General features: G+C 44.0%; 16 protein-coding genes. 9 read left to right on the forward strand and 7 right to left on the reverse strand.

The genetic code is table 11. The features are described 5' to 3' along the window. Positions 1-88 precede the first annotated feature (88 nt). Positions 89-1081: a quinolinate synthase NadA gene (gene nadA / locus H9626_RS07695; RefSeq protein WP_178255578.1), complete on the reverse strand. Its 993-nt coding sequence runs from the start codon at positions 1079-1081 to the stop codon at positions 89-91. 453 nt (positions 1082-1534) lie between these two features. Between nadA and H9626_RS07700 the strand changes: the two genes are divergently transcribed. Beyond that, positions 1535-2083, forward strand: coding sequence for an RNA methyltransferase (locus tag H9626_RS07700; protein WP_178255579.1), 549 nt, complete (start codon positions 1535-1537; stop codon positions 2081-2083). A gap of 42 nt (positions 2084-2125) precedes the next feature. Here H9626_RS07700 and H9626_RS07705 read toward each other — a convergent pair whose 3' ends face one another. Beyond that, entirely contained in the window at positions 2126-2734 is a 609-nt protein-coding gene (locus tag H9626_RS07705) for a DUF4294 domain-containing protein (RefSeq protein WP_178255580.1), read from the reverse strand. 89 nt (positions 2735-2823) lie between these two features. On the opposite strand from H9626_RS07705, the gene H9626_RS07710 reads away from it, so the two are divergent. The 3 genes from H9626_RS07710 (at position 2824) to H9626_RS07720 (ending at position 7961) form a co-directional block, all read left to right on the forward strand. Continuing rightward, entirely contained in the window at positions 2824-4869 is a 2046-nt protein-coding gene (locus H9626_RS07710; protein WP_191710118.1) for a helix-hairpin-helix domain-containing protein, read from the forward strand. Between the two features lie 241 nt (positions 4870-5110). Next, positions 5111-7381 carry a GH92 family glycosyl hydrolase gene (locus tag H9626_RS07715; protein ID WP_191710119.1) on the forward strand — a complete coding sequence of 757 codons (2271 nt, stop codon included), beginning with the start codon at positions 5111-5113 and terminating at the stop codon, positions 7379-7381. A 10-nt stretch (positions 7382-7391) separates the two neighbouring features. After that, on the forward strand, positions 7392-7961 hold the full coding sequence (locus H9626_RS07720) for a hypothetical protein (protein WP_191710120.1): 570 nt from the start codon (positions 7392-7394) through the stop codon (positions 7959-7961). A 77-nt stretch (positions 7962-8038) separates the two neighbouring features. Here H9626_RS07720 and H9626_RS07725 read toward each other — a convergent pair whose 3' ends face one another. The 3 genes from H9626_RS07725 to susR all read right to left on the reverse strand — a co-directional run bounded on the left by H9626_RS07725 (position 8039) and on the right by susR (position 11596). After that, positions 8039-8464: a SufE family protein gene (locus H9626_RS07725; RefSeq protein ID WP_178255584.1), complete on the reverse strand. Its 426-nt coding sequence runs from the start codon at positions 8462-8464 to the stop codon at positions 8039-8041. A gap of 16 nt (positions 8465-8480) precedes the next feature. Next, the gene (locus tag H9626_RS07730; RefSeq protein ID WP_191710121.1) at positions 8481-9491 is read right to left on the reverse strand and encodes a M20 family metallopeptidase; all 1011 of its coding nucleotides are present in this window, start codon (positions 9489-9491) and stop codon (positions 8481-8483) included. A gap of 482 nt (positions 9492-9973) precedes the next feature. Then, positions 9974-11596 carry a SusR family glycan utilization regulator gene (gene susR, locus H9626_RS07735; protein ID WP_225230925.1) on the reverse strand — a complete coding sequence of 541 codons (1623 nt, stop codon included), beginning with the start codon at positions 11594-11596 and terminating at the stop codon, positions 9974-9976. 128 nt (positions 11597-11724) lie between these two features. On the opposite strand from susR, the gene H9626_RS07740 reads away from it, so the two are divergent. From H9626_RS07740 to H9626_RS07760, 5 genes are all read left to right on the forward strand, one after another. Continuing rightward, positions 11725-13578, forward strand: a complete 1854-nt coding sequence (locus tag H9626_RS07740; protein ID WP_178255586.1) for a glycoside hydrolase family 13 protein — start codon at positions 11725-11727, stop codon at positions 13576-13578. Positions 13579-13749: 171 nt separating this feature from the next. Continuing rightward, complete coding sequence (locus H9626_RS07745) at positions 13750-15930, forward strand: glycoside hydrolase family 97 protein (protein ID WP_191710122.1); 2181 nt, start codon at positions 13750-13752, stop codon at positions 15928-15930. 194 nt (positions 15931-16124) lie between these two features. After that, a complete protein-coding gene (locus tag H9626_RS07750; protein WP_191710123.1) occupies positions 16125-19163 on the forward strand; it encodes a SusC/RagA family TonB-linked outer membrane protein in 3039 nt (1012 codons plus the stop codon). 30 nt (positions 19164-19193) lie between these two features. After that, on the forward strand, positions 19194-20777 hold the full coding sequence (locus tag H9626_RS07755) for a RagB/SusD family nutrient uptake outer membrane protein (RefSeq protein ID WP_178256570.1): 1584 nt from the start codon (positions 19194-19196) through the stop codon (positions 20775-20777). 24 nt (positions 20778-20801) lie between these two features. Continuing rightward, positions 20802-21860, forward strand: coding sequence for a SusE domain-containing protein (locus tag H9626_RS07760; protein ID WP_178256569.1), 1059 nt, complete (start codon positions 20802-20804; stop codon positions 21858-21860). 176 nt (positions 21861-22036) lie between these two features. Here H9626_RS07760 and H9626_RS07765 read toward each other — a convergent pair whose 3' ends face one another. After that, positions 22037-22564 carry a nitroreductase gene (locus H9626_RS07765; protein ID WP_178256568.1) on the reverse strand — a complete coding sequence of 176 codons (528 nt, stop codon included), beginning with the start codon at positions 22562-22564 and terminating at the stop codon, positions 22037-22039. After that, a complete protein-coding gene (locus H9626_RS07770) occupies positions 22561-23097 on the reverse strand; it encodes a methylated-DNA--[protein]-cysteine S-methyltransferase (protein ID WP_191710124.1) in 537 nt (178 codons plus the stop codon). Before H9626_RS07770 ends, H9626_RS07765 begins: the two co-directional genes overlap by 4 nt. Positions 23098-23102: the final 5 nt, after the last annotated feature.

Consider the following 23102-nt stretch of genomic DNA (forward strand, 5'->3'; position numbering starts at 1 on the left):
ATGAAAAACACAGTACAAAGATACGGACTTTTGATTACAGTGCAAATAAATCCGCTTCAAAACCGTGTTTTATAACATGTTTTAAAGATTACAAACCTAATTTTTCAGATATTTCCAGCATCCTCCGAATCGGACGGACAGCTTTTTGGGCAATGTCTTTATCGACCACTACTTCCGGCCATTCGTATTTCAGCGTATTATAAAGTTTTTTCAACGTGTTCAGACGCATGAAATTACATTCGTTGCAAGCACAGGTACTGTCTTCGGGCGGAACCGGTATAAAATTCTTCTGCGGACACTTTTTGCGCATTTCAAACAAAATACCGCTTTCCGTAGCCACAATAAAATCTTTCTTGCTGCTTGCCATAGCGTGTTTCAGCAGACCTGCCGTCGATGCTACCTTGTCGGCAAGTTTGGCCACCGCTCCTTTGCATTCGGGATGAACCAATACATCGGCATCGGGGTACTGCTCTTTCAGTTGCAGAATCTTCTCGACCGAAAATTTTTCATGCACATGGCAGGCACCATCCCACAGCAACATGCTCCGTCCCGTAATCGAATTGATATAATTTCCCAGATTCTTATCCGGACCGAAAATAATCTTCTGATCTTCCGGAAAACTCTCTACGATTTGTTTTGCATTGGTAGACGTTACCACCACGTCGGTCAATGCTTTTACCGCCGCACTGGTATTTACGTATGAAATAACCGTATGGCCGGGATGCTCTTCGATAAAACGTGCAAACTTATCGTCGGGACAACTATCCGCCAACGAACAACCGGCATTCAAGTCGGGAATCAACACTTTCTTGTCGGGACACAAAATCTTTGCCGTTTCACCCATAAAGTGAACCCCGCACATCACAATAATACTTGCATCCGTCTTGGCAGCCCACTGCGCCAAAGCCAGACTGTCGCCGATGAAATCGGCTATCTCCTGAATTTCGTCGGCTTGGTAGTAGTGCCCCAATACCACCGCATTCTTTTCTTTCTTCAGTCGGGATATTTCCGCTTTCAAATCGATACCCTCTTCTACCGGTTCATCGACATATCCCTTTTTCAACCATTCTTCTTTTTTCATTATTAGATTATATTTTTTCTTCTTTTTAAAAGAAATCTATGATACTAATGATTGCCTGTTAATGATGTTAGTAAAAAACATCCGTATTCTTTGCTTTTTCTGTTATGAATAATAAGCCTTGAGATATTAATCTTTAATAAACACTCTTACTATCTGATAATATTGTTTTTACTATCATTATTAACAATTAGTTGATAACCGCACAAAGTTAAAAACTTTCTGTTTACACTCTTTCTTTTTTGCTTCAAAAATCTGTTTAAACCCGTGATGAAACTTTTTTGCTAACTTTTTTGGTAAGTTGATTATGAAGCAGGTATAATGCTTTTATCGGATAATGCAAGAAATAGTTTTCATTTTCTTTGCGCTTGTTTTTTACACCTTTTCAACCGTTTTCCACAGGGTTATTAATATACTTCGCTATCTTTGTCGGCAGAAACGGATTTTAATGATTGTATGTCGGAATTAAGAAAACTCAAGGTAACGGAAATGAACCGCTTGACGGCGGAAGAGTTTAAGGAAGCCGAAAAACTTCCTTTGATAGTGGTATTAGACGAAGTGCGCAGCCTGCATAATATAGGAGCCGTGTTCCGTACTTCAGACGCTTTCCTGATACAAAGCATCTACCTGTGTGGAATAACAGCCACTCCCCCGCATCCGGAAATGCACAAAACCGCACTGGGAGCTGAATATACCGTAGACTGGCATTATTTCAAACATACTCAAGAAGCTGTGCGCCAGTTGCATGAAGACGGATATACGGTGTTAGCCATTGAGCAATGCGAAGGCAGCACGATGCTGGATAAACTGAATTTAGAACCCGGGAAAAAATATGCCGTAGTATTGGGCAACGAAGTAAAAGGAGTGCAGCAGGAGGTGGTAAACCAATGCGACGGATGTATCGAAATCCCTCAATACGGAACCAAACATTCGCTGAACGTATCGGTTACGGCAGGCATTGTATTGTGGGAGTTTGCAAATAAACTAATCGGATTCCGTAGCTGATAAGTGTGTTGATAACTTGTTAATTGGTTTATGATAAGGAAGTTATAACTGTCCGTTTTCTACCAATGTGGCTACCCGTTCTATCATCCGGTCTTCATCTTCCGGATGATATTCTTTTTTCAGGCTCGCTCCGAAGAGAGCCGCAAATGTTTGATAAAATCCCGCTTTAAAAGGTCCCATGAAGGCTTTCACTAACTGAAAAGAAGACTGGTTGCATTCTCGGTTAACCAACTTTATCAACAACTTGCCCTGTGCGAATGTCAATTTCTTCATTTTAGGCATATATTGCTTCTTTAAGCCCTTCTCTACCGCCTTGATGTGTTGTTCGCGTGCTTTATCATCAGGTAATGTTTCTAAATACTCGTATGTTTCGATAACGGCACGCCTTACCTCTTTTGCCAAAGGAAGTGTCTTTTTCACATCGCGCACCAGTTTATTGTAATATCTTCTTTCCCTTTTGTTTTTAAATTTCAGCTCAGGGTATATATAAACCGTTCTTAACGTTATATGAGGTATAGTATCTCCATTATATACGTAGGCAGGAACTCTGTAATAAGTCTTTCCTTCATGCGTTGGAGATTGCTGTTGCGCGTTTGCCTTTACTAAGAAAGCAACGAGAAACAAGAGGATTATGCAGATACCTTTTTTCATCTTCGCAAAAATAGAAATAATAATGGTTGGATGGTGATTTGCTATGAATATTTAACGTATAAACGGATGTTGACAATAATATAAACAGTATGTTGAAAAGTATAATTATCTTTTGGATATTAAGTAATTGTGTGTTGACAACCTTGTTGGCTCAATCTGAAGTAACGGCTTGGGAAACGTATGTAGATAATGAAAAGGATTTGGCTTACTGGCAAGAACATTATGAAGAACTGAGTGAACTGGCTGAACATCCTTTTAACATCAATACGGTTACTAAAGAACAGCTTGAACAGCTTCCGTTTTTATCCGACAGACTTATTGAAAACATCTTGTATTACGTATATAAGTATAATCCGATAAAAAGTGAAAACGAGTTATGGGGAATAGAAGGAATGGATTATCAGACACAGAATTTATTGCGGCAGTTTATTTATGTAGGAGAAACTACCGAAAATAAACAGAAGTTGACCTTGAAGAATCTGTTGAAATATAACAAACAAGAGTTATTAACACGTATTGATATCCCATTAAACAAGAAAGCAGGATATGCGCCTTATCCTCCGGAAGAACTTGCAGAAAGCCCAAACAAGAAATATTATGGCGATGCGTTTTATCATAACCTTCGGTATAGGTTTCAGTATCGTAATCAAGTGTTTATAGGATTTACGGCTGAAAAAGATGCAGGCGAACCATTCTTTAAGTTGTATAATCGGAAAGGATATGACTTTTATTCGGCATACGTGTTTTTGCAGGATATAAAGCAGTTGAAAACATTGGTGGCAGGAAATTATAAAGTAAGCTTTGGTTATGGATTGGTTATGAACACCGGATTCAGTTTTGGAAAGTCAGGAAATAGAAACAATATCCACAGATACGGAAGCGGTATCGGTAAATATACTTCCGTGAATGAAGCTAACTACCTGCAAGGCATTGGAGCAACTTACCGCTTATCTGCGAAATGGAATTTATCGGCTTGGTATTCTTTCCGAAACCAAGATGCTCGTGTGGATAATCTGTTTATAAACTCGTTGAAAACGGATGGATATCATCGGTTGAAATCAGATATAGATAAAAAGAATACTATTAGTAATCATTTGGTAGGCAGTAATTTAACTTATAATGGCAAATATGTTGAATACGGATTAACTGCTGTTTATAATATTTTTAACATGCCATTAAATCCCGACTTTCGTCCGTATAATCGTTACTATCCTCGCGGTAGGGATTTTTATAATATGGGGATATTCTACAAATTCTTTTTCCACAAATTTATTTTTTCCGGCGAAACGGCTGTTGATAAGCAAGGAAGTTTAGCTACACTGTCGGCTTTAAGTTATTCACCATCGGTTAATACTGTTTTTACACTTATCAACCGTTATTACGATAAGCGTTATCAGTCGATTTATGCAAATGCTTTTTCCGAGAATTCAAGAATTCAAAATGAAGCGGGTATTTATATCGGATTGGAAACCAATTTATTTAGTCGGGTTAAACTATTATGTTATGCCGATTTTTTTTATTTCCCTTATCGGAAATATCAAGTAGATAAAGATAAAACCGTAGGAATGGAAGGAGTATTTCAACTGAGTTATTCACCGGTAAATTCACTGTCAATGTTAATAAAATACGGTTATAAGAATAAAGCGAAAAACTATACATCGCCTTCTGATTCCAAGTATGTGATACCTGATATACGCCAGCGTTTACACTGTCAACTGACGTATTCGCCGAATGAACAAACCTTGTTGAAAACAGTGGTTGAATATGTTCATTCTTCTCGCTGGAAGCAGTCGGTTTCCCACGGACTGGCTTTGGGAGGTACGGTTAAAACGGGATGGAAACGATTTCCTGTTCAAGCTGTACTCAGTGGCGTTTGGTTTAAAACGTCCGATTACAGTTCGCGTGTATATATGTACGAACCCGGTTTGCTGTATGCTTTTTCGATGACTTCATTTTACGGGGAAGGTTTGCGGATGGCAGTCAATCTGCGTTATGCTGTTAACAAGCGGTTGATAATTCAGGCAAAGTGGGGCATGACAAACTATTCCGATCGCGATAGAATCGGTTCGGGTGCGGAAGAAATCATGGGAAATAAGAAGTATGATTTACAATTTCAAGCGCGGTTAAAATGGTAGCGGATGAATCCTTTAAAACTACCGCATGTTTACCTGAACTCATGCGGTAGTTTTATATGGTTTATGCGGTAGTTTTTTGAAACAGAAATGTACTATTCGGATGGTAACCCACCGATGGTTGTGATTAATCATCCGTATGGGTTGTTTATTTCCGGGAAAAAGTATATTTTAGAGCTGTGTTAGGCGGTACGCTATGTTCCTCTTGACACAGCTTTTGTTTTTATACACAGAATAAGATGTCATGAGGAAATTTTATGTTTTGGTTGCGTTGTTTGGGATGTTGCTGACTTCGATGTCGGCACAAACATTTCAAGGTGAATTGTTATCGGAGTATGTCGATCCACGTATCGGCTCTGAAGGGTTAGGGCGTGTGTTTGTCGGTCCTTCCTGTCCGTTCGGGATGGTGAAGCCCTCGCCCGACTGCACGGTTCATCCCAATAGCGGATGGTTGCCCATGCCTGAACAGGTCAACGGATTCGCGCAGGTACATGTCAGCGGAACAGGAGGCGGACCCAAGTATGGCAATGTGTTGATAATTCCTTTCGGGTCAGGGATGGACAGAACAGAACACATTGATTATCGGGAATACGAGAACATCCGGTTGGGATATTACGATACACGCTTTAAGCAGAGCGGTATTCGTACCGAGATAACTACTGCCATGCGAGCCTCTTTTTATCGTTTTACTTATCCTGCAGATTCTTTGAAATCGCTCGCCATCGATGCCGGATTCTTTTTGGGCGAAAGTCCTGTACCCGATGCCCGCGAAGCACAGCAATTCGTAGGGTCGGAGATTGAAATCCTTTCCGACCGGGAAGTGGCAGGTTATACACGCATACGAGGCGGGTGGAATAACGGACGTGCTTATACTGTGTATTTTTATGCTGAAACAGATAAACCGTTCGTCAAGTCGGCCACATGGAAAGGAGACCGCATTACGAATGATGTATATCAGTATGATTCGTACGAAAAAACAGGTGCGTTGCTGCGTTTTGCCGACTCGGATACGGTGGTACAAGTAAAAGTAGGTATTTCTTTTATCAGTTCACGCCGTGCTCAGGTAAACGCACATGCCAACATACCGCATTGGTCGTTTGAAACCGTACGCCGTGATTTGGTACGTCAGTGGGAACAACTGTTCCGTACCATCCAAATATCTCCCCGTACTCCCGAAGCACAGAAAAGGATGTTTTACACAGCCTTGTATCACACCATGTTGATGCCTGTCGACCGAACGGGTGAAAATCCGCTGTGGAACGACCCTGAACCTTATTACGATGATTTCTATGCTATTTGGGATACGTATCGTACTTCCTCTCCTTTGATTACGCTTATCGATCCGCAGCGGGAAGTAGATATCATACGCTCGTTGGTAAATATTTATAAACGAGACGGATATATGCCCGATGCCCGTAGTGGAAACTGCAACGGGCGGACGCAGGGCGGTTCGAACGCAGAAATCGTAATTGCCGATGCTTTCGTTAAAGGGCTGAGAGGGATAGATTATGAACAGGCACTGCAAGCCATGTTGAAAGATGCCACTGTTCCGCCCGGAGGCAATGAGGAAGCCGAAGGAAGAGGCGGTTTAGTGCCTTACAGAGAATTGGGATACATACCTTACGGGATTCCACGTGCCGGAAACCGTACAATAGAATACTCATATTGCGATTACGCCATCGCTCAGGTAGCCCGCGGATTGGGTAAAGAAGACTTGTATCAGGAGTATCTGAAACAATCCGGCAACTGGAAAAACTTATGGCGCAGCGATTACGAACATGCCGGAGTAAAAGGATTTATCATGCCCCGCGATGCCGACGGAAACTGGCTCGACCAATTACCGTTCGGAAATTCAAAGTTGCAGAAACCTACGTTTACTTATACACCTGTTACGTTTGAAGGTCCGTGGTACACGCCGTGGTGGGATATGTTTTTCTACGAAGCCAGTTCATGGGAGTATTCGCTCAGTATTCCGCACGATGTTCCGGGGCTGATAGCGCAATGCGGAGGCAGCGAAGCGTTTGAAAAACGTCTGGATATCTTTTTCGACGATGGCTTCTTCAATGTCAACAATGAGCCTTCATTCCTTACTCCTTGTCTCTACCATTGGATAGGGAAACCGTGGCGAAGCGGTGAACGTATCCGTCAAATCATCGCCGATAATTATAATGACACTCCGATGGGGTTGCCCGGTAATGACGATTCAGGTGCCATGTCTTCATGGTTGGCTTTCCACATGATAGGCTTGTACCCCAACGCCGGACAAGATTATTACCTTATCCATGCTCCGTTATTGGAGGAGACCACTTTCTATTTGAGCAACAGAAAACAATTTAAAATCATAGCCCGGAACTTATCGGATACGAACTGTTATATTCAGTCTGTTACTCTCAACGGTAAAGATTATCCGTATTCGGCTTTGCGCCATAAAGACTTAATGGCTGGCGGTGAATTGGTGTTGGTTATGGGAGACCGTCCCGGAGCATGGGGAAACGAATTAGGGTTGAACAATTAAACAAAAAAGAATGATGAGAAAATATATTCTGTTATTATGGTTGGCAATGGGAGCAAGTGTGGGTTGTTGGGCAGCGCAGAATGTGATGCCAGACACATTGCTGTTTGTTTTTAAGCTACACGGACAGACCCGGAAATATCAGATGGCATTTCATGAAAAGCAAGATACGCTGTATCTGAACTGGAAGATTTTGCGTAACCTGCGCTGGCAGTCGGGCAGTTACATCACCACGCCCGCAGGCAGAGAACAAGGCAGCAGCCTCTGTTTCCTTCAGCCCGAAGACGGGGTAAACCGTTTGTTGGTACCCGAAGAAACCGCGTATGTCTTGTCTCGCAAGGCTTATAAGGAATTGAAACAGCAAGGAATGTTTCAATTCAATAAAACAACCTACGTTTTAAAAGACAAAGAGAGCAAAGCGTTAGGTTTCCCGTTGCTTCATTGTGTAGACCAAAACGAAGGCGGAGAGATGTGGATATTGGATAACGAAGGTTTGCCCATCGTATGGCGGATGCAGAATAATCCGTTGAATATTAACTGGCAGGTAGAGCATCCTTCGGCTGTATATACAGAACTCAAGTAATACGCCTTTTTATCGTATAAAGCAAACAAAAATCGCTGTTGTTTTTCAGAGAGCCGGAAACAACAGCGATTATCGTTTTATCCTTGTTTTGCCTTGAACGCCAAAGCATACATTCGGATTTGCTTTACCATAGCCAGCAATCCGTTGCTGCGCGTGGGCGACAAATGTTCTTTTAAACCTATTTTTTCAATGAAATAAAGGTCGGAATTCAGTATCTCGTCCGGCGTATGCCCCGACACCACCTTGATAAGCAAGGCAATGATGCCTTTTACTATCAGCGCGTCGCTCTCGGCTTGAAATACCACGTTTCCGTCTATGTAATCCGCCTGAAGCCATACGCGGCTTTGGCAACCGTCTATCAGGTTTTGTTCTGTTTTATATTTCGGGTCGAGCGGTTCTTGTTCGTTACCCAAGTCAATCAGCAACTGATATTTATCCATCCAGTCATCGAAGTCGCTGAACTCCTCGATAACTTCATCTTGTAATTCGTTTATCGTTTTCATTGTCAGATAGAATAAATTATTTTTCGTTATAAATGACTCCCATCACTGTTTGTCCTACAGCTTGGAGCGTTGATTTATCAATGTGCTCAAGATTATCGTTTAACGTATGCCATGTAGGATTGAAGCCGGTATTTCCTTCACTGTCGTAATGGATAATGTCTACGCATGGAAATTGTCGTAACTGGTTTACATACACGTGGTCGTCGGTAACCTCTCCTCCATCTTTCTTTATGAAGTAATTGCTGAATCCTAAACGTTCCGCCATCTTCCAGATTTTCTTCATGGCACGGTTTGCGGTACGGCTCGAATAACCTTCGTAATAGAAAGTTGCATTTTTTCCGCCTACCATGTCAAGCAGAATCCCGAAACGCGCCTTGTAGTTGGTAACGTGCGGAATGCGTCCCCAATATTGCGAACCCAAACACCACGTATCCTGTTTATAGCTGCCCTCGTAAAACTCCGGAATACCGTAATCTTCCGCATCGAAGAAAGCAATGTCTATCCCTATTGCGGGAGCTTGCATCTGAATCTGACGGGCAATTTCCAGCAATACGCCCACACCGCTTGCCCCATCATTAGCCCCATCTATCGCACGGTGGTGATTCTCTTCCTTGTCTTGGTCGGCATACGGGCGGCTGTCCCAATGTGCGCAAAGCAATACACGCTTCTTGTTTTCAGGATTATATACTCCCACGATATTCCGTGCTTTTAAAATCGTACCATCGTAAGCTATCAAGTCGGCAGACTGGTTATACACCTTTGCCCCGAATCTTTCAAGCTGTTTTGCCAGATAATCCCCACACGCTTTATGCGCCGGAGTATTTGGCACGCGCGGTCCGAAAGCTACCTGATCGGCTATATACTGATAAGCACTGTCGGAAGAAAAAGCAGGAGCTGTAATAATCGTTTCGTTTTCGGTCGTTTCTTCACTTGAGCCACTGTCTTTCTTCGAACTGTTTCCGCAAGAAATCAGTGCTGTACCGGCGAGCAATACGGTAGTAACCAACGTGTTTCTTAAAAAATTCATGGCGTTCTGTCTATATAAATAAGTTAGCTTTGCCTGCAAAGGTAGTCAAATTTTTATATGAATGTTTGCAGTCGGTTAAATCTTTGATGCCGCTGTAAGAAATATTGGTGTTTTAACCTCTTGTTTCTGTCTCTTTTTCAGTATTTTATTTATTGGTAGACTGAATTTTACCGCATGGATTTTGGGAGGAACGGGATATGTTTTTAACTATTGTGAAGAAACAAACAGGTATGAGCTTTTTATTCCATTGGCTCTAAGAATGAAAAATTTTTCTGGATACGATGAATTTGTAATGTATTTATTTTTAATGATTTAAGTCTTTGCTTAAAACGTAGAAAACACAAACGGTAGAACCGCTCGGTCTTCCGAATAGAATTGGTCGACGCTACCGCATGGGATGAGTAACACTAACGGTAGCGTTTTCTTGTGTTTTCCGGTCATGAAAACAGGTAAAACTACACTGCCTGCATTTTAATAGTATATTACAGCTTCATCACCTCTTGCTCAAAATTTTCTTTATCTCCTTTGGCTTTGTTACGAATCTTGCTGCGGTAATTATATACCGTGGCGAGTGAATAGCCGAGGAAATGGGCGATGCTGTTGGCGTCTGTCACTCCCAAACGGATAAGGGCGAAAATACGAAGCTCTGTATTTAGCAGTTCGTTGGGCTTGGGGTATATTTGGGCGTCATCGGTTAATAAGTTGTTGAAGTCTTCGATGAAATTGGGAAACAGTTCCAAGAACGACTTATCAAATTCGGTGTAGAAATTTTTACGTTCGTCGCGCAGGAACTGTTCCGAACGGATGGCTTTAAACAGTTCTTCGATACGCGATGCCATAGCCAGTTTCTCAAGCGAACGGCGGTATTGTTCCAGCTTGTTCAGGTAACTTACACAGCGGTCTAAGTAGCGGGCAATGTAGACTTCCTTTATTTTTCCGGTTTGCTCTAATTTCTCGTTTACTGCTTTCAGTTGTCCGTTGGTCAGCGATAAATGTTGACGTACCAGCGACAGGTTTTTCATTCCGTGGTATAGGTATAAGGCTAAAATAACCAGTGCCACTGCCAGTATGCTGACGGTTAGGAACAAAATCCATCCCATCCGTTTTTCTTGGACTTCTTTTTCCGAATAGGCTTGGTCGATGATGGGATAATATTCCGTTACTTCTAAAAAACGTAAGCGGGCATTACATGCCACGGCATCTTCCATCGAGCAGCTCAGATATTCGTAAGCTCGTTCGATGTTGCCTTGTTGGTAGAGTACGCGAGCCAATTTTTGCAGAGAGGCATACTCGCGTACCGAAGCTGTCAGGTCGAGAATGGCTGTTTGTGCAAGGTAATAAATCTGCATGTCTACATCGTTTTTGGTTTCATACACCAATGCCAGCGTGTAGTTTACGTACGCCTTTTCTCGCATGTCGAGCGGTTCCGATAAAGCTTTGTTTAAGATGGGGATGGCTTGCTCTGCTTGCGAGTCGAGAATCATCTTTTCTGCCAGTGAGATGCTTTTGCTTGCCCCTTCAGGCACAAGCAGCAAAACCGAGTCGCGGTAACATGCTGTTTTTTCTATGTATTTTTGTTTTTCTTCGTTTACAATGGTGTAATCTGCCATCCATCCGTAGTATGTGCGTAACGCATAATAGTAAGACAGCAGAAGTTCAGGCGTGATAGATTGGCGGTTGATTTTTTGGAGTTCCGTCAGTGCTTCGTTATATGCTCCCATGACCCCCATAGCGTCTGCCCTGTTGATGATCAGTGTGGTTTCTACTCCCTCGTCAGAGACAGCCGAAGCATATTTTTGTTTTTCTTCTACGTAGTGAAGGGCTGAATCAGCCTGATAGTGCAGATACAGGTTAAAGAGTTCGCCGCACAGCTTGTACTTTTCAGCATTGTCTGTTTCGGCAACCAACTGTTGTTTGAGCTGTGCTATGGTTTGTTCATGCTTTGCCCGGTATTCATGCTTCCGTGCTATAACCTCGTCCAGTTCATTCAGTATTCCGTCGTACGAATGTGACTCGGCATAAGCCCATATTGGGGTGAACAGAGCAATAATCCATATTCTCCACAAAGCCTTCCTGATAGTGTTTGATTTATATTTTCCCATCATTAAACTCAAGCTAAATACCTTATTATCTGAATAATATTGTTTATACGCATTTATATTTTATTTCCAAAGATAAAAAAAGTTTTTTCAACAATCTACTTTTGCTTTGAAAAACATTAACCGCTTATATCATGAAACATAAATGGCTTATCGTAATGGCGGCACTTGCCTATTTGGGGTTGTGCCAGACAGTTCATGCTGTCAATATGAAGAAGATTGCTCCTACTTACTGGTGGGCAGGTATGAAAAATCCCGAATTACAGATTTTATTGTATGGAGACCGCATTGCTTCGGCTGATGTTAGCGTATCGGGACAAGACGTTACGCTGAAAGAAGTAGTGAAGCAAGATAATCCGAACTACCTGCTGCTCTATCTTGACCTCTCGGAGGCGAAAGCACAGAAGTTTGATATTCTGCTGAAACAAGGGAAAAAGACCGAAACCATTCCTTACGAACTGAAAAGCCGTGTACGTAAGGGCGAGGACATCAAGGGATTTACCTCGGAAGATGTACTTTACCTGATTATGCCCGACCGCTTTGCCAACGGAAATCCGGACAATGACGTAATAGAAGGTATGCTGGAAAACAAAGTGGACCGTACGAACGCTTATGCCCGTCACGGGGGAGACCTGAAGGGCATTGCCGACCATTTGGATTACATCGCCGACTTGGGAGTTACTGCCATTTGGCTGAATCCTACACAGGAAAATGATATGAAAGAAGGTTCTTACCACGGATATGCCATCACTGATTATTATCAGATAGACAGGCGTTTGGGTACGAATGAAGAATTTAAACAGTTGACCGAACGCGCTCATGAGGCAGGATTGAAAGTTGTTATGGATATGATTTTCAATCATTGCGGCAGCGAAAACTATCTGTTTAAAGACATGCCCTCGAAAGATTGGTTTAATTTCAAGGGCGAATACGTACCTACTTCTTTTAAAACGGCTTCGGTAATGGATATCCATGCCAGCAACTATGAAAAGAAAATCGCTACGGACGGATGGTTTGCTTCGGTGATGCCCGACTGGAACCAACGCAATCGTCATGTGGCTCGTTACTTGATTCAGAACAGCATTTGGTGGATAGAATATGCGGGTATCAACGGAATCCGTCAGGATACCCACCCGTATGCCGACTTTGATTTCATGAGCCAATGGTGTAAAGAGGTGCTCGATGAATATCCTTATTTTAATATTGTAGGTGAAACGTGGCTTAACAGCAACGTATTGGTTTCTTATTGGCAGAAAGACAGCAAACTGGCTGCCCCGAAAAACTCTAACCTGCCTACGGTGATGGATTTCCCTTTACAGGCATTGATGAATCAGGCGTTCGATGAAGAAACCGGTGACTGGGGAGGCGGCTTATATAAGTTGTACGATTATCAGACACAAGACTTGGTGTACGCCAATCCGATGAATTTGCTGATATTCTTCGACAATCACGATACTTCTCGTTTTACTACGAACGATGACAAGGCACGTAACCTGAACCGTTATAAACAAGCCATGACCTTCCTGCTTACCACTCGCGGCATTCCCCAGATTTATTATGGCACCGAGATACTGATGACAGGCGACAAGGCGAATGGCGACGGAGAGTTGCGTAAAGATTTTCCCGGCGGATGGACAGGTGATGCGACAAACAGCTTTGTGCGCGAGGGGCGTACGGATTTACAGAACGAGGCTTTCGACTTTACCCGTCAACTTTTAAACTGGCGCAAAGGGAACGAAGTGATTGGAAAAGGGACGCTGAAACATTATTCTATCAATAACGGAATCTATGTTTACCAGCGTGAATATAACGGTAAGTCGGCGGTAGTTATCATGAATGGAACCGACCAACAGAAAGAGCTTGACCTCACTCCGTATAAAGAAATACTGCCCAAGACGCAAGCCGTGGATGTTTTGGGTGGGAAAACTGTTAATCTTACAGGAAAACTGACATTGAAAGAACGTGAAACATTGTTGATTTGTTTCTAAACCATTTATATTTCTATGGGCATGTGTCTGCTTTAATTAATTGATTAGTAATTGTTTAATATCTATAATGGTTTATATTTTCAGCCTTGTCCGAAAAAGAGGCTATCAAGAAATCTAATTTTGCATCACAAGCTAATAATTCATTAATCGTAATACCTAAAACAATCTATTATGAACCTGAAACAAACCTTTACCTTAGTAGCTTTATGCTATTGTGCTTTTGCCGCAGATGCACAAAAGCTGACTTCACCGGATGGGAATCTGGTAATGGACTTCAGTCTGAATGCTCAAGGTGCCCCTACTTACGAGCTTACTTTTAAAAATAAACCCGTAATCAAGCCCAGTACATTAGGATTGGAACTGAAACGCGAGGACCCTGAAAAGAAAATTGGTTTTGAATGGACTGAAATGAAACAAAAAGAGGGAGTGGACCGGCGTACGAATCTGATGACAGGTTTTAAGATAAAAGATACGCAAACGTCGACTTTCGATGAAACATGGCGTCCGGTATGGGGAGAAGAAAGCGAAATCCGCAATCATTATAATGAATTGGCAGTAACGCTTGAACAACCGGCAAATGACCGCTACATCGTAATCCGTTTCCGTTTGTTTAATGACGGGTTGGGATTCCGTTATGAATTTCCTCAGCAAGCAAATCTGAACTACTTCGTTATCAAGGAAGAACACTCTCAGTTTGCCATGACGGGCGACCATACTGCTTTCTGGATTCCGGGAGATTACGACACTCAGGAATACGACTATACCACTTCACGCCTTTCGGAAATTCGTGGAAAGATGGACTCTGCCGTAACTGAAAATTCTTCTCAATATGTTTTCTCGCCTACCGGCGTGCAGACAGCGTTGATGATGAAAACCGATGACGGGTTATACATCAACCTTCACGAAGCGGCCCTGAAAGACTATGCCTGCATGAGCTTGAACCTTGATGATAAGAATCTGGTATTTGAATCATGGCTGACTCCCGATGCACGAGGTGACAAAGGATATATGCAGACTCCCTGTAACTCGCCGTGGCGTACCATCATCGTAAGTGACGATGCCCGCAATATTCTTGCTTCACGCATCACACTGAACTTGAACGAACCTTGCAAGATTGAAGATACTTCATGGATTCATCCGGTAAAATACATCGGAATTTGGTGGGACATGATAACCAATAAAGGTACATGGGCTTATACGAACGATGTATACAGTGTGAAACTGGGCGAAACCGATTATTCGCAAACCAAACCGAACGGTACACACTCTGCCAATACAGCCAACGTGAAACGCTATATCGACTTCGCAGCCAAACACGGATTTGATGCCGTATTGGTGGAAGGATGGAATCAGGGATGGGAAGACTGGTTTGGAAAGAGCAAAGATTATGTGTTCGATTTCGTAACTCCTTATCCCGACTTCGACGTACAGGAAATCCATCGTTACGCTGCCAGCAAAGGTATAGAAATGATAATGCACCACGAAACATCGGCATCTGTCCGTAACTATGAACGCCATTTAGACAAGGCTTATCAATTTATGGTAGACAACGGATACAGCTCTGTAAAGAGTGGTTACGTAGGCGACATCATCCCTCGCGGAGAACATCACTATGGCCAGTGGATGGTAAATCACTATCTCTATGCCGTAACCAAAGCTGCCGACTATAAGATTATGGTCAATGCGCACGAAGCAGTACGTCCTACCGGATTGTGCCGTACTTATCCGAACCTGATTGGTAATGAATCTGCCCGCGGAACCGAATACGAATCATTCGGCGGAAACAATGTGAACCATACTACCATCCTGCCCTTTACCCGTCTTATCGGTGGTCCGATGGACTATACGCCGGGTATCTTTGAAATGGATTGCAGTAAGATGAACCCGAATAATAAATCACATGTGCGTTCTACATTGGCTCGCCAGTTGGCACTTTACGTAACCATGTACAGTCCGCTTCAAATGGCTGCCGACGTGCCTGAAAACTACGAACGCTTCATGGATGCCTTCCAGTTTATCAAAGATGTAGCCATCGACTGGGATGAAACCAAATACTTGGAAGCCGAACCGGGAGAATATGTTACCATTGCCCGCCGTGCTAAGAATACAGGCGATTGGTTTATTGGTTGTACGGCAGGTTATAACGGACATGTGTCGAAACTGACTCTTGACTTCCTTGATCCTGACAAGAAGTATGAAGCAATCATTTATGCGGATGCTAAAGATGCAAGCTGGGATAAGAATCCGCAAGCATACACCATTACAAAGAAGAAAGTAACTAACAAAACCAAGCTGAACCTGAAAGCTGCCGTAGGCGGAGGTTATGCCATCTCTATTAAAGAAGTAAAATAAATTAAGGTATCAGCAATACGGATACACACAGATTATTGTTTTCAGTTAAAAAGATGAGTAGCCGGCGTCCCTCACAGGTACGGAGGGACGCGGAGGCTGCTTCCTTCCTTTCAGAATAACACACACTTGCTTTTTCAATAGGTCTTATCATATACGAATTAGAACAGATTAATAATAAAACTTAATTTAATAATATGAAAATAGAAACTATCAAACAACGGAATAAGCTCCTGATAGCAATGATGTTAGGCATGTTATTATCCGTGCAAGCCTTTGCACAAAGCCTTACAGTGACAGGAGTGGTAAAAGATAACATGGGAGAAGCTGTTATCGGAGCAAACGTAGTAGTAAAAGGAACAACGAACGGTACGATTACCGATTTCGACGGAAACTTTACACTAACTGCCAATAAGGGAGATATCATTGTTATTTCGTTTATCGGCTATCAGCCTCAGGAACTTCCTGCTGCTGCTAATATGAATGTGATTTTGAAAGACGACAGCCAGCTGCTGGACGATGTGGTGGTTATCGGTTACGGTACGGTCAAGAAAGACGATGCCACCGGTTCGGTTACGGCTATCAAACCCGATAAGATTAGTAAAGGTATCACAACATCTCCGCAAGACATGATTACCGGAAAGATAGCCGGTGTGAATGTAGTGTCTACGGGTGGTACTCCGGGTGCAGGAGCTACGATACGTGTCCGTGGAGGTTCTTCACTGAACGCCAGCAACGACCCGCTGATTGTCATCGATGGTTTGGCGATGGATAACGACGGTGTGAAAGGTATGTCGAATCCGCTTTCATTGGTCAACCCGAATGATATCGAGACCTTTACCGTATTGAAAGATGCTTCGGCTACTGCCATCTACGGTTCGCGTGCATCAAACGGTGTCATCATCATCACCACCAAGAAAGGAAGTGCCGGTTCAGCACCGAAGGTTAGCTACGACGGAAACGTTTCTTTCGGTAAACTGCGTTCTAAATTGGATGTAATGACAGGCGACGAATACCGTGAGTATGTAACCAATTTGTATGGCGAAGAAAAGTTGCCTCATGAGTTGGGAACAGCAAATACCGACTGGCAGGATGAAATTTACCGCACTGCCATAAGCCACGACCATAACATTACTATTTCGGGCGGATTGAAGAACATGCCTTACCGTGTATCGTTGAGCTATACCAACCAAAACGGTATTATCAAGACTTCTAATTTCGAACGTTTCACGGCATCAGTGAACTTGGCTCCGGCGTTCTTCGATAATTATTTGAAGTTTAACATCAATGCCAAGAGCATGGTGGCTTGGAACCAATATGCCGACGGAGGAGTAGTAGGTTCAGCCATTACGATGGACCCCACACGTCCGGTATACGATAACAGTACGAATGTATTCGGCGGTTACTACCAATGGAGTACAAAAGCCGAATTTAATAATCCTGATTGGTTGCTTACTAAGAATTCACTGGCTCCGCAGAACCCGGTGGCTTTGCTCGACTTGAAAGACGATCAAGCCAAATCAAAGAGTTTTATAGGGAATATCGAAGTTGACTATAAGTTCCATTTCTTGCCCGATTTGCGTATCCACGCCAATTTAGGTGCCGATTATTCGGAAGGACGTCAGACTACCATCATTTCTCCGTATTCTTACTCAAACAACTACTACGGATGGAATGGAACTTCTTACGAGTATAAGTATAACCTTTCAGGAAGTGCTTATTTGCAATATATCAAAGATTTCAACGAAGGCAAACATGCTTTGGATGTAATGGTGGGTATGGAAGAGCAACACTTCCACCGTACCGGATATGAGATTGGTCAGGGTACCGACCCCGTTACCGGCGATGCTTACGATGAAAGAAAAAGAGATAATACGGCTTATGGTTATCATAGCACGTTGCTTTCTTACTTCGGCCGTATCAATTATACTTTCTTGAACCGCTATTTGCTTACCGCTACGCTGCGTCAGGATGGTACATCACGTTTCGACAGCAACAACCGTTGGGGTACTTTCCCGTCGTTCGCATTCGGATGGAAGATGAAAGAAGAAAGTTTCTTGCAGGATGTTGATTTCTTATCTGATTTGAAGCTCCGTTTGGGATGGGGTATTACCGGACAGCAGAACTTGAGCAATACGATGGACTTCCCTTACATGGCGCTTTATACTGCCAACCGTGAGTTTGCTTACCTGCCTATGGGCGACCAGTATCTTACTACTTTACGTCCGGGTGCGTATAACCCCGATTTGAAATGGGAGGAAACCACTACTTGGAACGCCGGAATCGACTTCGGTTTCTTGAACGGACGTATCACCGGTACGTTGGATTACTACTACCGCGAAACAAACGACTTGATTAATACGGTTTATATCCCTACGGGAATGAACTTCAGTAACATGCTTACCAGCAACGTAGGTTCGCTCCGTAATCAGGGTGTGGAATTTTCAATCAACGCCAAACCCATTGTAACCGATGACTTTGTTTGGGATTTGGGATATAACATTACGTGGAACAACAACAAGATTACCAAACTGACCGCTTCCGATGATTCTGATTATTACGTGGCAACAGGAGGTATCTCTACTGCTACGGGTTCTACCATTCAGGCTCATAAGGTGGGTTATGCCGCTTCTTCTTTCTACGTTTATCAACAGGTGTATGATGAAAACGGAAAACCGGTTGAAAACACGTTTGTTGACCGTAATCACGATGGAATGATTAACGACAGCGACCGCTATATCTACAAGAAACCCAGTGCCGATGTATTGATGGGATTGACCTCGAAGATGACTTACAAGAACTGGGACTTCAGTTTCGCACTCCGTGCAAGCATCGGTAACTATGTTTATAACGACGTATTGGCAAACCGTTCTGACGTAAGCACTACCGGTATTTGGTCTACTTCCGGATTCTATTCAAACCGTCCGACGGCTGCGCTCGATTTGGGATTCAGCGGAGTAGGTAACTACTACATGTCCGACTATTTTGTACAGAACGCATCATTCTTGCGCTGCGATAACATTACGTTGGGATATTCATTCCAGAACCTGTTTAAAACAAACGGTTATAACGGAGTGGGCGGACGTATCTATGCCACTGTACAAAATCCGTTCGTAATCACCGGTTACGATGGTCTTGACCCCGAAGTACAAGGGTCTGCCGACACTCCGGGTATCGACAATAACATCTACCCGCGTCCGGTAACCTTCCTTATCGGTTTGAGCCTTCAATTCTAATCATGTTAAACTTAAAAGCAAACTATTATTATGACATTCAATAGATTAAAATCATTGATTCCGTTGACTGCAATAGCAGTTGCGTGCAGCTTGGGATCTTGTTTAAATGATTTGGACATCAGTCCGATAAATCCGCAAGTAACCGAAGAATTTTCGCAAGATGAGGTTTACAATAAGATATATGCCACGTTGAGCCTTACCGGACAGCAGGGAGCTGCCGGTTCGGGCGATGTAGCCGGTGTTGATGAAGGTAGTGCGTCACCTTTCTACCGCATGATTCTTACCGCTTACGAGTATCCTACCGACGAAGTAATCTGTAGCTGGACAGACGCAGGTATCCCCGACTTTTATCAGATGAACTGGGGTTCTTCCAACCTTCCGCTGACCGGTTTTTACAGCCGTTTGATGTACGATGTTACGCTGTGTAATCACTTCATGGAAAGAACTGCCGAACTGACCGACGAAAAAACCGTGCGTCAGCGGGCTGAAGTACGCTTTCTCCGCGCCTTGAACTATTATTACCTGATGGATGCATACGGTAATCCGCCGTTTACCGAAACCGTATCTTTAAACGAAGCTCCTCAGCAAATCAAGCGTGCCGATTTGTTTGATTATCTTGAAAATGAACTGAAAGAAATAGAGAGCGACTTGGTTGACCCGCGTACCGGACAGTTCGGTCAGGTAGACAAAGCCTGCACATGGCTGTTGCTTTCGCGTATGTATCTGAATGCCGAAGTGTACACCGGAACGGCTCGTTGGGCAGATGCCATTACGTATGCGCAAAAGGTTATCAGCTCAGACTACGGACTGGCAGATACGTACAAGGAACTGTTTATGGCAGATAACGACGAGAACGAAGAAACCCTGAAAGAAATCATCCTGCCCATCCGCTTGGACGGAGCAAACGCACGCTCATACGGTGGCGCACAGTTTGCCATCGCTGCTACCCATACATCGGGCATGACCCCGTGGGGCACTTCAGAAGGCTGGGGAGGCGTAAGAGCGCGCAAGGCTTTGGTTAATAAGTTCTTCCCGAACGATAGCGACGCTCCGCTGGGAGTGGATGAAACTCAAATGGTTGCTGCCGCAAACGATGACCGCGCCTTGTTCTTCTCAGGTACGTCCAGTGACGAACGCACGCTGGAAATCACCAAGCCGACTACCTTTAAAGAAGGTTTCTCTATCGCCAAATGGACGAATGTACGTTCCGACGGGCAACCCTCACACGATGCTACGTGGGTAGATACCGATGCTCCGCTGTTCCGTACGGCTGAAGCTTACCTGACACTGGCAGAGGCTACGTTGCGCAACGGAGGTTCGCAGAAAGACGCATTAGAGGCTGTGAATACTTTGCGCCGCCGTGCTCACGCTACCGAACTTCAGTCTGTTACGCTCGACCAGATTTTGGACGAGAAAGCCCGCGAATTTTACTTTGAAGGACAAAGAAGAACCGACTTGGTACGTTACGGATACTTTACCGGAAGCGGCTATGTATGGGACTGGAAAGGCGGTACGGCAAACGGTACGGCTGTCAGCTCGAATTACAACCTCTTCCCCATCCCGTCATCAGACATGAACGTGAACGGTAATTTGGACCAAAACCCCGGATATTAATAACTTACCTTACTGATAAACATTATGAAAAAACTGAATATATTTGCTTACTGTCTTGCCGGAATGCTGGCTTTCAGTTCCTGCCAAGACGATAGAGACGATAATCCTACCATTCTTCATCCGGAGACTTTCACACTGAATGCCTCTACGGAAACTGTATACGACTTGCAGAACATTGAGACGATCGACTGGACGTGCGATGTTCCTGATTACGGTTACAGCGCAGCCGTTACTTATTCGGTGCAAATCAACAAAGATAATAACTGGGTAGATGCCGAAGGAGAAAACGCAGCTTCGTATGTTACGCTGGAAGCTACTTATTCTACCAACCAGCTGAAAATAAGTGCGGCTGAGATGGACCGCTCGCTCATTATCTTAAATGAATGGTTCGATGCGGAGACCTTCCCCACTACCGAACAGACTGTTTTCGTGCGCATCATGTCGTCTATCTCAACGGTATCGGGTTACGAAGCCTATTCCGAACCGGTAGAAATCCGCTACTTGCCTTACTACATGGAGGTTTCGCTTGAGCCGAAAACAATGTATGTAGTGGGCGACCATAATGGATGGGCTGCCAACGACGATGCGCCCCGCCTTATCGCTACCGATGAAGCAGGCATGATATTCCACGGCTATGCACAGTTGAACACGCAATTTAAGTTTATGACTACCGACTCATGGGCTGACCCAAATTACGGTGGCGGAAGCGGCACGTTGGCGTTAGGTGGAGGAAACATCACTGCAACTCCCGGATTCTATCAGATAGATGCGAATCTGAATACGATGACTTATTCGCTCCGTACTTGTACATGGGGAATCGTGGGTTCTGTTTTCGATTCAGAATGGAAAACAGAAGTACAGTTGACTTATAATTCGTCTACCGGAGCTTTGGAAGCTGACGTAGAATTCTCTGCCGGACAATTCAAATTCCGTCAGGATGGTGCTTGGGATTATTCGTTGGGTGGCAGTTTGGATGAATTGGTATACGATGGTGGTAATATAACTGCATCTCCGGGCCGTTATACCGTCCGTCTGTATCTGAACGGACCTACCTACCGTGCCGAACTGATTCCGGTGGAATAACAGGTAAAATTTCTACCCATAGAGATGAGTATTTCTATTCGGAGCGTTAGTTGTTTCTATGGGTAGCGTTGACCGTTCCTATGGGTAGAAAATAAACAAAAAAACGTGGATGTATTCTTTTCTGAATTCATCCACGTTTTTTGTTATTCTATCAGATTGTGTATAAACGAGTTACCCTACTCTACCCATACCGTGTAATCCGGTTTGCGGGGCTTGGCCGCCGGTGCGTTTTCATCGGCAGGATAGCCAAGAACGCAATGTCCGATGCCTTCGTAATCGCCTTCAATCCCCCACTTTTTCAATAGCTCTTTGCCTTCGGGCGAATTGAATACTTCTTTGGCACGGTGAATCCAGCAACTTCCCAAGCCTACGGCGTGTGCCGCATTCATCAGGTTTCCCATCACCAATGAACCATCGTAAAGATACGTAGGCCGGTTGCGGTCTGCCAATACCACAAGTACCACGGGTGCGCCGTAGAAAGGGTCGGAAGTTGTTCCTAACACCTCGGCGTTCAGTTTCGACAAACGGTCGCGTACAGCCTTGTTTGTAACGGCAACAATAACAGGCGATTGCATACCCCTGCCCGTAGGTGCGTATGTACCAGCCTCTATCACCTGTTCTATCAACTCACGTGCCGGCATCCGGTCGGGTTTATAACCGCGTATGCTGCGGCGCGTTTTCATGTTTTCGATTATTGCATTCATACTTTATAAGGATTAAACAGATTCATGTTTTCTTGTTCCAAGTTCAGCAAATACGCCTTAGCCTGAAGTCCTCCGGCGTATCCCGTAAGTTGGTGGTTGCTGCCTATGACGCGGTGGCAAGGCACGAAGATGGAAAGCGCATTCATACGGTTGGCAGACGCTACGGCACGGACTGCCTTCGGGTTTCCCACCCGCTGGGCAAGCTCTGCATACGAGACGGTTTCTCCGTAGGGAATCGTGAGCAATTCACTCCATACACGCTTCTGGAAGTCTGTCCCTGCAAACAAAAGCGGTACGTTGAAAGCCGTCCGCCGATGAGCGAAATACGCATCCAGCTCTTCGGAAGCCTGCCTTGTGACATCGGATGAACCCGGCTCGAACGCCGCATCCAACAGGTGACGCAAGCGTTTGTCTACCGCCTCTCTCCGCCCGGCGTCTGTCATCCAGTCGCATAAGCAAAGCCGTCCGTCGCACGAGCCGAGCAGGATTTCTCCGCAAGGCGAGTGATAAGTTTGTAAAAAAATGGTTTTCATAGTGG

The organism is Phocaeicola faecium, assembly GCF_014837055.1.
In the GTDB taxonomy this organism is placed as follows: domain Bacteria; phylum Bacteroidota; class Bacteroidia; order Bacteroidales; family Bacteroidaceae; genus Phocaeicola; species Phocaeicola gallinarum.